1 protein-coding gene is annotated in these 13650 nt (G+C 71.2%); it reads left to right on the plus strand.

Annotated features, from left to right (window positions below; translation table 11 throughout):
- Window positions 1-150: 150 nt before the first annotated feature.
- Entirely contained in the window at window positions 151-13593 is a 13443-nt protein-coding gene (locus OG729_RS35890) for an SDR family NAD(P)-dependent oxidoreductase (RefSeq protein WP_405810157.1), read from the plus strand.
- Window positions 13594-13650: the final 57 nt, after the last annotated feature.

Here is a 13650-nt window from a genome sequence, read left to right on the forward strand (position 1 = left end):
TGGGCGACTCACCGAGGTGCTGGCCAGAGGGAGTTACCGGCACATTACTGCCCGCTGGGGTCGGCATAGTCAGACTGTTGATCACATTCCCGAAATTACTTGGGCTGTTGTTGTCGGCCAGGAGTCGGCGAAGAAGGGAATCGCTCGGCCATGAAGGAAATCGCTGTTGTCGGGTTGTCCTGCCGACTGCCGAAGGCGTCCGGTCCACAGGCTTTCTGGGAGCTGCTGCGCGCCGGCCTGGGCGTCGTCACCGACGGGCCGGACGGCCGACGCGGCGGATTCCTCGACGCCGTCGGCGAATTCGACGCCGGGTTCTTCGGCGTATCGCCGCGCGAAGCCGCCGCCATGGACCCGCAGCAGCGGCTCGTCCTCGAACTCGCCTGGGAGGCGCTCGAGGACGCGGGCATCGTGCCCGCCGCGCTGCGCGGCAGCCGTACGGCCGTGTACGTCGGCACCCTGCGGGACGACTACACGAGCCTGCTCTACCAGCACGGCGCCGAAGCGATCACCCAGCACACCATGACCGGCCTCAACCGCGGCGTCATCGCCAACCGGGTCTCGTACCACCTCGACCTGCGCGGGCCCAGCCTCACCGTGGACACCGCGCAGTCCTCGTCGCTCGTCGCCGTCCATCTCGCCTGCGAGAGCCTGCGCTCCGGCGAGGCCGAGACGGCGATCGCCGCCGGAGTGAACCTGAACATCCTCGCCGAGCACACGATCACCGAGGAGCGCTTCGGCGGTCTCTCCCCGGACGGCGAGAGTTACGCCTTCGACGCCAGGGCCAACGGCTTTGTGCCCGGCGAGGGCGGCGGTGCCGTGATCCTCAAACCGCTGGACCGGGCCCTCGCGGACGGAGACCGTGTCTACGGCGTGATCCGCGGCAGCGCGGTCAACAGCGACGGGGCCACGCCCGGGCTGACCGTGCCCAGTCAGGCCGCCCAGGAGAGCGTGATCCGGGCGGCGTACGAGCAGGCGGGCATCGACCCCCGGAGCGTGCAGTACGTCGAGGCGCACGGCACCGGAACTCCGGTCGGCGACCCGATCGAGGCGGCGGCGCTCGGCGCGGCGCTCGGCGCGGGCCGGCCGGCCTGGGACCGGCTGCTGATCGGCTCGGCCAAGACCAACGTCGGCCATCTGGAGGGCGCGGCAGGCATCGTGGGTCTGCTCAAGACGCTGCTCAGCCTGCACCACCAGGAGCTGCCGCCGAGCCGCAACTTCGAGGTGCCCAACCCGGCGATTCCGTTCGACGAGCTCGGCCTGGCCGTGCAGCGCGAGGTGACGCCGTGGCCGCGACCGGACCGACCGCTGGTGGGCGGGGTGAGCTCGTTCGGCATGGGCGGGACGAACTGCCATGTGGTGGTGGGGGAGAGCCCTGCGCCTGCGTCTTCGGTGGGGGAGCGTCCTGGTCTGCCCGCCGTGCTGCCGTGGGTTGTGTCGGGTCGGGGCGGTGACGCCCTGCGCGCTCAGGCGGGACGGCTGGGTGATGCGGTACGAGGGTCGGGCGACGCACAGGACCCGGTGGATGTGGGCTGGTCGCTCGCCGCGACGCGAGCGGCTTTCGACCACCGGGCGGTCGTGCTCGCGGACGGCGCGGGTGGGGCCGACAGTGCGGGCGAGACCCTGGGCGGGACGGGCGGCGCGGGCGGGGTCGACGCCGTGGCCGGCAGCCGTGCCGCGGCCCGGGACGAACTGCTGCGCGGACTCGACGCGCTGGCCGCCGGGCTGCCCGCCGGGGGCATTGTCTCCGGCACCGCCCGCCCCGGCCGCCTCGGCATCGTCTTCACCGGCCAGGGCAGCCAACGCACCGCAATGGGAAGGGAGTTGTACGCCGCCTACCCGGTCTTTGCCGCCGCGTTCGACGAGGTCTGCGCGCAGCTGGACCCGCTCCTTGACCGGCCGCTCGGCGAGGTGATCGACTCCGGCGCCGGACTCGACGACACCGGCTTCACGCAGCCCGCGCTGTTCGCCGTCGAGGTCGCGCTCTTCCGCCTCGTCGAGTCCTGGGGCGTACGTCCCGACCTCCTCGCCGGACACTCCATCGGCGAGATCGCCGCTGCACATGTGGCGGGCGTGCTCTCCCTCGCGGACGCCGCCGTGCTCGTCGCCGCCCGGGGCCGCTTCATGCAGGCGCTGCCCGCCGACGGCGCCATGATCGCGGTGGCAGCGGCCGAGGGTGACGTGCTGCCGCTGCTGGCGGGTCGCGAGCACGAGGTGACCGTCGCCGCCGTCAACGGCCCCGAAGCCGTGGTGATCTCCGGCGCGGCCGACGCCACGGCCGAAGTCGCCGCCCGGCTGGCCGACTCGGGCCGCAGGACCAAGCGCCTCACGGTCTCGCACGCCTTCCACTCACCGCTCATGGAGCCGATGCTGGAGGACTTCCGGGCCGTAGTTGAGACGCTGGACTTCCGCCCGCCGCGCATCGACATCGTCTCCACCGTGACCGGGCGCGCGGCAAGCGCCGAGCAGCTGCGCTCACCGGAGTACTGGGTGGACCAGGTGCGCCGCCCCGTGCGGTTCCTCGACGCGGTACGGACGCTGGAGGCCGAAGGCGTCACCACCTACCTCGAACTCGGCCCCGACGGCGTCTGCTCGGCCATGGTCGCCGACTCGGTCCGTGACGCCGACGCGACCGCCGCAGTTGCCGCCCTGCGCGCGGGCCGTCCCGAGCCGCGCACCCTGGTGACCGCTCTCGCGACCGTGTTCGTGCGGGGCGGGAGCGTGGACTGGTCCGCCGCGTACGCAGGTGCCGGCGCGCGCCGGGCCGAGCTGCCCACGTACGCCTTCCAGCGCGAGCGGCACTGGTTCGACACGAGCATGCGACGCGCCGCAGCGCCGACGGCCGACGCGGACAGAGGCCCCGAGGCCGACGAGCGAGCGGGCGGCGCGCCGTTGTCCGTTCAGGACGAGAGTGCCCTCACGGACCTGGTGAGCGCCCACATCGCGGCGATCCTCGGGCACGCCGACCATCAGCGGGTCGAGCACCATCTCACCTTCAAGGAGCTGGGGTTCGACTCCCTGATGGCGGTGGAGCTGCGCTCCACCCTGTCCGCCGCCACAGGGCTGCGACTGCCCAGCGGTCTGCTCTTCGACCAGCCCACTCCCGCCGCCCTCGTCGCCCATCTGGTGGCCCAGCTGCTGGGCACGGACGAGACGGACCTGGCAGCGCCCACGTCCGCCGCGGCCGACGACGGCGAACCCATCGCCATCATCTCCATGGCCTGCCGCTACCCGGGTGGTGTCGCCTCGCCTGAGGAGCTGTGGCGGCTGGTCTCCGACGGCGTGGACGCCGTATCGGCGTTCCCCACCGACCGGGGCTGGGACGAGGACCTCTACGATCCCGACCCCGGGCGGACCGGGCGCAGCTCTGTCGACCAGGGCGGATTCCTGTACGACGCGGGCGAGTTCGACGCCGCCTTCTTCGGCATCTCGCCGCGCGAGGCCCTCGGCATGGACCCGCAGCAGCGCCTGCTGCTCGAAACCGCATGGGAGGCCGTGGAGCGGGCCGGGCTCGACCCGCGCACGCTCGGCGGCAGCCGCACCGGCGTGTTCGTCGGTGCCACGGCGCTCGACTACGGCCCCCGCATGCACGACGCCGACAGCGGCGCCGAGGGCCATGTGCTCACCGGCACCACCTCCAGCGTCGCCTCGGGCCGAATCGCCTACCAACTGGGCCTGGTCGGCCCTGCCGTCACCGTCGACACGGCGTGCTCGTCGTCGCTGGTGGCGCTGCACATGGCGGTGCGTTCGCTGCGCTCGGGCGAATCGGCCATGGCGCTCGCGGGCGGTGTCACGGTGATGTCGTCGCCCGGCATGTTCGTCGAGTTCTCCCGGCAGCGCGGGCTCGCAGCCGACGGCCGCAGCAAGTCCTTCTCGGCGGACGCGGACGGCACCTCCTGGGCTGAGGGCGCGGGCCTGCTCCTCGTCGAGCGGCTCTCCGACGCGCGCCGCAACGGCCACCCGGTGCTCGCCGTTATCCGTGGCTCAGCCGTCAACCAGGACGGGGCGTCCAATGGGCTGACCGCACCGAACGGCCCCTCCCAGCAGCGGGTGATCCGCCAGGCGCTGGCCGACTCGGGCCTGTCCGCCGCGGATGTGGACGCGGTCGAGGCACACGGCACGGGCACCCGGCTCGGCGACCCGATCGAGGCCGAGGCGATCCTGGCGACGTACGGTCGCGACCGCGCCGGTCTCGAGCCGGTGTACCTCGGCTCGCTGAAGTCCAACATCGGCCACACTCAGGCCGCCGCGGGCGTCGGCGGTGTGATCAAGATGGTCCAGGCGATACGGCACGGAGTGCTGCCGCGGACGCTGCACGTTGCCGAGCCGACCCCGCATGTCGACTGGACCGGTGGCGCGGTGGCTCTCCTCACCGAGCGGCGCGACTGGCCCGAGACCCGCCGCCCCAGGCGAAGTGCCGTGTCCTCGTTCGGTATCAGCGGCACCAATGCGCATGTGATCATCGAGCAGGCCGAGCCGGAGGCTCCCCGCGCCACCGCCGGGACCGGTGCTACCGCAATCGTCCCCTGGACGCTCTCCGGCCGTACCGACGCCGCGCTGCGCGCCCAGGCCGGGCGGCTGCTCGACCATCTGCGCCGCCACCCCGAGTTGAGCCCGTCCGATGTCGGACACTCCCTGGCCACGACTCGTACCGCCTTCGAAGAGCGGGCCGTCGTGACCGGCACCGGCGCCGAGGACCTGCTCGCGGGACTCGACGCGCTCGCCCGGGGTGAGGACACACCCCATGTGGTGCGCGGCAGCGCCTCGGCCGTCGGCCGCACCGCGTTCCTCTTCACCGGCCAGGGCGCCCAACACCTTGGAATGGGCCGGGAGTTGTACGAGACGTATCCCGCCTTCGCGGACGCCTTCGACGCCGTGTGCACCGCGCTCGACGCCCATCTGGACCGCCCGCTGCGCACGGTGATGTTCGCGGACGAGGGCGGGGACGAGGCGGGCCTCCTGCACCGGACCACGTACACGCAGCCCGCGCTGTTCGCGGTCGAGGTCGCGCTCGCCCGGCTGCTGGAACATCACGGTTTCGCCCCCGACTCCGTGGCGGGCCACTCGATCGGCGAACTGGCCGCCGCGCACATCGCGGGCGTGTGGTCGCTCACCGACGCGGCCCGCCTGGTCACCGCGCGCGGCCGTCTCATGGAGGCAGCTCGCGACGGCGGCGCCATGATTGCTGTCCAGGCGAGCGAGGACGAGGTCCGCGAGACACTGGCGGGCCACGAACAGGCCGTCACGGTTGCCGCCGTCAACGGCCCCGAAGCCGTGGTGATTTCCGGCGACGCCTCCGTGACCGCCACCGTCGCCGAGGTCTGGGAGGAGCGCGGCCGCCGCACTCGCAGGCTCCGGGTGAGCCATGCCTTCCACTCGCCGCACATGGACGAGGTGCTGCAGGAGTTCCGGGCCGTGGCCGCTCAGCTCACCTACCAGGCCCCCCGCATCCCGGTCGTCTCCACCGTCACCGGTGAGCCGGCTCAGGACGACGAACTGCGCTCCCCGGAATACTGGGTACGCCAGATCCGCGAGCCCGTCCGTTTCCTCGACGCCGTACGCACGCTGGAGACCCAGGGCACAACCGTCCTCGTCGAGGTCGGCCCCGACGCCGTCCTCGCGCCCATGGCTCAGGGCGCTCTCACCACCGGCACGGCAACCGTGGTTCCGCTGCAGCGTGCGGGCCGTTCCGAGGCCGAGAACTTCGTCAACGGACTCGCCCGGGCCCACACAGCGGGCGCTGCGCCCGACATGGCGTCCTTCTTCCCCGGCGCCGTCCACGTCGACCTGCCCACCTACGCCTTCCAGCGCGCACACTACTGGCTGGTCGCCGAAGCACGCGGCGACGCCCGACGGCTCGGCCTGGACCCGTCGCAGCACCCGCTGCTCGCCACCGCGGTCGAACTCGCGGGCCGCGACGAGACCGTCCTCACCAGCCGTCTCTCACTCAGCAGCCACCCCTGGCTGGCCGACCACACCATCGAGGGCACGGTCCTCGTCCCCGCCACCGCGTTCCTCGAACTGGCCGTCGCCGCGGGCGACCACACGACCGAAGGCCACGTTGCCGAACTCACCCTGGAGGCGCCGCTCGTACTGCCGGAGCGCCGGGCCGTACGACTCCAGGTCGCGGTCGCCGCCCCCGACGCCTCCGGCCACCGGCCCTTCACCGTGCACGCCAGCCCCGACACCGGCGACGACGAGCCACGCGCCTGGACCCGGCACGCCTCCGGCCTGCTGAGCCCCGACACGGCTGCCGCACGTGAGCTCACCCAGTGGCCGCCGCCGGGCGGCACGCCGCAGCCGCTCACCGACGCGTACGAGCGCCTTGCCGCTCTCGGCTACGCATACGGGCCCGCGTTCCAGGGCCTGCGTGCGCTGTGGCGCGCGGGCGACGACCTCTACGCCGAGTTGCGGCTGCCCGAGGACCAGCGTGCGTCCGCCGGTGGCTACGCCCTACACCCCGCCCTGTTCGACTCGGTGCTCCACCCGCTCGTACTGGCCACGGCCGGCCCCGGCCGGCCGGAGCTCATCAGGCTGCCGTTCGCCTGGGGCGACGTCGCCGTGCACGCCACGGGAGCGATGGAGCTGCGTGCGCGGATCTCCCCGGCCGGCCCGGACGCGGTGACCCTCACCCTTGCGGACGGAACCGGCGCGCCGGTGGCCACGGTGGATTCGCTGGTGCTGCGGCCGGTGGCGAGGGAGGCGCTGCGCGGGGCGGCGGGCGGGGTGCGCGATGCGCTGTTCGCCGTGGACTGGCAGCGGATCGCGGTGCCGGAACTGCCCCTGGCGGACGGCGCGGATGTCGTCGTGCGACTGGCGGGAGCGCAGGCGCCGGGTCGGGCACTGGATCTGGTGCAGGAGTTCCTCAAGGACGAACAGAACGAGTATTCCAGGCTGGTGTTCGTCACGTCGCGTGCGGTCGCCGCTGGTGAGGGCGAGGACGTGACCGATCTGGCGGCTGCGCCCGTCTGGGGTCTGGTGCGCTCCGCGCAGACCGAGAACCCTGGCAGGTTCGTACTTGTCGATGCCGAAGCCGATGGGCCCGAGGGGCTGTTGACGGAGGCGATTGCCTCAGGCGAGCCCCAAGTGGCCGTACGGGACGGGGAGCTGCGGGTGCCCCGTCTGGCTCGGGTGGCCGTACCCGCCGAGGCCGAAGGGGTGCGCTTCGATCCGGGCGGGACGGTCCTGATCACCGGCGGTACGGGAGGCCTGGGTGGTCTGCTCGCCCGGCATCTGGTGGCCGGCCATGGCGTACGGCGACTCCTGCTGCTGAGCCGTCGTGGTGAGCAGGCTCCGAACGCCCTTGAACTGCGCGACGCCCTTGTCGAGTTGGGCGCCGAAGTCGCCTTCGCGGCCTGCGACGCCGCCGACCGCGATGCGCTGGCGACGGTCCTGGCCGGTATACCGACCGACCGTCCGCTGACCGCCGTCATCCACACGGCAGGCGTCCTCGACGACGCGACAGTCGAGTCACTCACGCCGGAGCGGCTGGCCGACGTCGTACGCCCCAAAGCCGACGCCGCTCGGCACCTGCATGAGCTGACGAGGGACCAGAAGCTCACGGCTTTCGTCCTGTTCTCCTCCGTGTCCGGGATCACCGGCACCGCGGGCCAGGCCAACTACGCCGCTGCCAACACCTTCCTCGACGCCCTCGCCGCGCACCGTCGTGCACAGGGCCTGCCAGGACTCTCCCTCGCCTGGGGCCTGTGGAGCGCCGACCACGGCATGGGTGGCTCACTCGGCGAGGCCGACCTCGCCCGATGGGCCCGCTCGGGCGTCCTGCCGCTCCCGGCCGACCAGGGCCTGGCCCTTTTCGACGCCGCCCTCGCGCGCGACGCGGCCCTCGCCGTACCCGTGCTGCTCAACCCTGCGGTACTGAACGCGGCCGCCGACCTTCCGTCCCCGTTGCTGAGCGGTCTTGTCCGCACGCGTACGACTCGCCGCACGGCTCAGACCGCCGTCGGCGCGACCGAATCCGATGCGTCCTGGCCGCGGCTCATCGCCGAACTCCCCGAGGACGAGCGGTTCGACGCCGTGCTGGACGAAGTACGCAGGATGGTCGCGTCCGTACTCGGTCACCCTGACCCCAGCGGCGTCGATCCCGAACGCGCCTTCAGAGAGCTCGGGTTCGACTCGCTCGCAGGCGTCGAACTCCGCAACCGCCTGGGCGCCGCGACCGGGCTGCGGCTGCCCGCCACCCTCGTCTTCGACCATCCCTCGCCCACGGCACTGGCACGGCATCTGCACAGCCAGGTGTCCGGCGCCGCGCCCGCCGATGCTCCCCGCGTGACCTCTGCGGTGGCGGCCGACGAACCCATCGCGATTGTGGGCATGGCCTGCCGTTTCCCCGGTGGTGTGAACTCTCCGGAGGGGTTGTGGCGGCTGGTGGCCGACGGGGTGGATGCGGTCGGTGAGTTCCCGGTCAATCGCGGCTGGGATCTGGATGGGCTGTATGACCCGGATCCGGCGAAGGCAGGGACGTCCTACACGCGGCACGGCGGTTTTCTTTACGACGCCGATCTGTTCGATCCGGAGTTCTTCGGGATGTCGCCGCGCGAGGCGGTGGCGACCGATCCGCAACAGCGACTGTTGCTGCAGACCGCGTGGGAGACCTTCGAGAACGCCGGTATTGACCCGGCCACCGTACGAGGCAGCAACACCGGCGTCTACGCGGGCGCCATGTACGACGACTATGCCTCGCGCCTGGCCAAGAGCCCGGAGGAGTTCGAAGGCTTTCTGCTGGCAGGCAACCTCTCCAGCGTCGTCTCCGGGCGGCTGGCCTACACCTATGGCTTGGAGGGTCCGGCAGTGACGGTGGATACCGCCTGCTCGTCGTCGCTGGTCGCCCTGCATCTCGCCGCCAACGCGCTGCGTCAGGGCGAGTGCGACATGGCCCTGACGGGCGGCGTCACCGTGATGTCCGGGCCGAACACATTCGTCGAGTTCTCGCGCCAGCGCGGGCTGTCTGCCGATGGTCGGTGCAAGTCGTTCTCGGCGGCGGCGGATGGTACGGGCTGGTCGGAGGGTGTGGGGCTGCTGCTGGTGGAGCGGTTGTCGGATGCGCGGCGGCAGGGTCATCGGGTGCTGGCGGTGCTGCGGGGGAGTGCGGTCAACCAGGATGGTGCGTCGAATGGTTTGACGGCGCCGAATGGTCCCTCGCAGGAGCGGGTGATCCGTCAGGCGTTGGCGAATGCGGGGTTGTCGGCTGCGGATGTGGATGCGGTCGAGGCGCATGGGACGGGTACGACGCTGGGTGATCCGATCGAGGCGCAGGCTCTGCTGGCGACGTATGGGCGGGAGCGTGCGGGGGATCGGCCGTTGTGGCTGGGTTCGCTGAAGTCGAATATTGGTCATGCGCAGGCGGCGGCCGGTGTCGGTGGTGTGATCAAGATGATCGAGGCGATGCGGCACGGGGTGCTTCCGAGGACCTTGCATGTGGGAGAGCCGTCACCGCATGTGGACTGGGAAGCCGGTGCCGTACGTCTGCTGAGCGAGGAGCAGGACTGGCCGCAGACAGACGCTCCCCGCCGCGCGGGCATCTCGTCCTTCGGCATCAGCGGCACCAACGCGCACATCATCATCGAGCAGCCGGCCGTCGTCGAGATCGGGAACAACTCGGCCGACACCATGGCCGTCCCTGCTGTGCCGCTGTTTGTCTCCGGACGTGATGAGGCGGGTCTGCGAGCGCAGGCCGAGCGGCTGCACGCGCATCTCACGGAGTATCCGGAACTACCGCTGGTGGATGTCGGCTTGTCGCTGGCGACAACCCGGGCGGCCTTGGAACGGCGTGCCGCGGTCGTCGGTGAGGACCGTGCCGAGCTTCTGCGCGGCCTCGATGAACTGGCGCGAGGTGAAAATACGGCCGGTGTCGTACGCGGCGACAGTGCCGCATCCCGGGGGAAGACCGCATTCATGTTCACGGGGCAGGGCAGCCAGCGTCTGGGAATGGGGCGCGAACTCTACGAGAAGGTACCGGAGTTCGCGCGAGCCCTCGATGAGGTGTGCGCGCATCTGGACGGTGAACTGGCGCGCCCGCTGAAGGACGTCCTCTTCGCTCCTGTCGATTCGGCGGACTCGGTCTTGCTCGGCCAGACGGCCTTCACACAGGCCGCACTGTTCGCCGTCGAGGTCGCGCTCCACCGACTGGCCGTGAGCCGAGGGGCGGCCCCCGACTATCTGCTCGGCCACTCCATCGGCGAGGTCACCGCGGCCCATGTGGCGGGTGTGCTCTCCCTCGAGGATGCCTGCGTACTCGTCGCCGCCCGGGGCAGGCTTATGCAGGCCGCTCGTGAGGGCGGTGCGATGGCCGCGATCCAGGCGACGGAGGAGGAGGTCCGCGAGACGCTGGCCGGGTTCGGCGACGCGATCTCGGTCGCCGCCGTCAACGGCCCCCGGGCAGTCGTCGTCTCCGGAGACGAGGCCGCGGTCGACAAGGTCGCGGCGCTGTGGCGGTCCAAGGACCGCAAGAGCAAGCGGCTGCCCGTCAGCCACGCCTTCCACTCGCCGCACATGGACGAGATGCTGGAGGAGTTCCGTGCCGCGCTCGCGCAGCTCACCTTCCACGAGCCGCGCATCCCCGTCGTCTCCAACGTCACCGGCGAACTCGCCACCGCCGAGCAGTTGCGGTCGCCCGACTATTGGGCCCAGCACATCCGCCAGGCCGTCCGTTTCCACGACTGCGTACGGTTCCTGGAAGGGCAAGGCGTCACCGACTACCTGGAGCTGGGCCCCGACGGCGTACTCACCGCGATGGTCCAGGACTGCCTGTCGGGCGAGGCGGGAGCGATCGCGCCACTGCTGCGCACCGGGCGCGCCGAGGCCACCACGGCGACGGCGGCGCTGGCCCTGCTGCACCTGAGGGGCGGGGCACTCGATACGGGCGCGACCTACCCGGGCGGCCGCCGGATCGACCTGCCGACGTACGCCTTCCGTCGCGACCGTTACTGGCTCTCGGCGCCAGCCACCCCGGCCGACGCCGCGGGGCTCGGTCTGCACGCGACCGACCACCCGCTGCTCGGCGCAGCCGTACGGGTCGCCGACCGGGACGCCCATCTGTTCACCGGCAGGATCTCATTGAGCACGCACCCGTGGCTGGCCGACCACACGGTCCAGGGCTCGCTACTGGTGCCGGGTACGGGGCTGCTGGAACTCGCCCTGCACGCCGGCGAACAGGTCGGGTGCGAGCGGGTGGAGGAACTGACGTTGACCGCGCCGTTGGTGCTTCCCGAGCGCGGCGGTGTGCAGCTGCAGGTGGTCCTGGCGGAGCCCGATGACTCCGGCGCCCGGCGGATTGAGGTGTATGCGCGTCCCGATGGCGAGGAGGGTCCGTGGGTGCTGCATGCCGGTGGGCGGTTGGCTGGCGGTTCTGAGCGGGGCGGAGAGCTTGGGGTGTGGCCGCCGGTGGGTGCTGTTGAGGTTGATCTCGATGGTGTGTATGGCCGGTTGGCCGATGGGGGGTTTGGGTACGGTCCGGCGTTTGCGGGGCTTCGCCGGGTGTGGCGCGCTGAGGGTGAGGTCTTTGCCGAGGTGGCGCTGGGTGAGGAGCTGCGAGGGGATGCGGAGCGGTTCGTCCTGCATCCGGCGTTGTTGGACGCGGCGTTGCATCCGTTGCTGCCGGGTGTGGTGGATGGAGATGTGCCGAAGCGGCTTCCGTTCTCGTGGAGCGGTGTGCAGGTGCATGCCGTGGGTGCGTCGAGCCTGCGTGTACGCCTGAGGAGCACGGGCCCGGAGACCGTGTCGCTGACGGTGGCGGATACGGCGGGTGCGCCGGTTGTGTCTGTCGACGAGTTGGTTCTACGGCCGCCGGCTGTGCAGGCGGCAGTACGGGGCGATGGCCTGTTCAAAGTCGAATGGCAGCCGATCGCCCTCCCCGAGGCAGGCGCACAGGGGTGGGGCACGGATGTTGTCGAGCACGTGGCGGGGTCTGAAGCGACCAGTCGTGCGCTGCGGCTGATTCAGCAGTTCCTCAAGGACGAACAGAACGAGTATTCCAGGCTGGTGTTCGTCACGTCGCGTGCGGTCGCCGCTGGTGAGGGCGAGGACGTGACCGATCTGGCGGCTGCGCCCGTCTGGGGTCTGGTGCGGTCCGCGCAGACGGAGAACCCCGGTCGGTTCGTACTGGTCGATGTCGATGCCCATGCAGCGGAGGGACGACTGGCGGAGGCTATTGCCTCCGGGGAGCCGCAGGTGGCGGTGCGGGACGGTCAGTTGCGTGTGCCTCGCCTGAGCCGTGCGGTACTGCCCGACGAGTCCGAGGGTATGGACCTCGGCCAGGACGGGACGGTGCTGATCACGGGTGCGACCGGTGCGCTCGGTGGCGTACTCGTCAGGCATCTGGTGGCCGAGCATGGTGCGCGCCGTCTTCTGCTGCTGAGCCGGCGTGGGGAGCAGGCTGAGGGTGCTGTTGAACTGCGGCAAGAACTTGCCGGGTTGGGAGTCGAGGTCACGTTCTCGGCGTGTGACGCGGCGGACCGTGATGCGCTGGCGGCGGTCCTTGCGGGAGTGCCTGCCGACCATCCGCTGACGGCTGTCATTCACACGGCAGGCGTTCTTGACGACGGCGTTGTCGCGGCGATGAGTGAGGAGCAGCTGTCGCGGGTTCTGCGGCCGAAGGTGGATGCGGGGTGGAATCTGCATGAGTTGACGGCTGATCTGGGGCTGTCGGCGTTTGTGCTGTATTCGTCGCTGGCGGGTCTGCTGGGCACGGCGGGTCAGGCCAACTATGCGGCGGGCAACGCGTTCCTGGACGCTCTGGCGGCGCATCGCCGGGCGAACGGTCTGCCCGCGGTCTCCCTGGCGTGGGGTCTGTGGGAGGAGTCCAGCTCGCTGACCGGGCATTTGGCGGAGGTGGATCTGCAGCGGATGGCCCGCATGGGCCTTGCGCCGATCTCCTCCGCCGATGCGATGGCCTGGTTCGATGCGGCGTCCGCCACCGGTGAAGCCGTACTCGCTGTCACCAAGCTCAACACAGCCGCGCTGCGCGCACGGAACACCGAACCAGCACCCCTCCTGCTGCGCGGGCTCGTACCGGCTGCTCCCCGGCGGCGTTCGGCCGCCGCGAGTACTCGCTCCGAGGAGGAGTCGCTGACCCACCGCCTGGCCGGCCTCTCCCGGGCCGACCAGCAGCGCGCGCTCAGCGATCTCGTAGGCACGCATGTCGCCGGCGTGCTCGGCCATGCCGACACGGCCGGGATCGCGGGCGACCGGGCGTTCCAGGAAATGGGCTTCGACTCGCTCACCGCCGTCGAACTCCGCAACCAACTCAACACGGCGACCGGGCTCCGCCTGCCGACCACCCTCGTCTTCGACCATCCGTCCCCGGACGCCCTCGCGGCACATCTGCGGGAGCAGCTGGACCTCGACGAGGCGTCGGCTGCCACCTCCGTGCTGGCAGAACTCGACCGTATCGAAGCGGCGATCCGCAGCAGCGATGGAACTGCCGACTCCGACTTTGCACACGAGCAGATCACTGCCCGACTGCGGGAACTGCTGGAGCTTGCCGGAAAGGCGGGCAGCGCGACCGCCCCCCACGAGGCCGAGGACCTCAAAGAGGCCACCGACGAGGAACTGTTCGCCCTCCTCGACGACCTGGAATGACCGTGTACCCGCCATCGGGTGCACACCCCGATCCGCAGTCCCTGACCACACCATCCC

The organism is Streptomyces sp. NBC_00210 (assembly GCF_045160975.1).
Classification (GTDB): domain Bacteria; phylum Actinomycetota; class Actinomycetes; order Streptomycetales; family Streptomycetaceae; genus Streptomyces.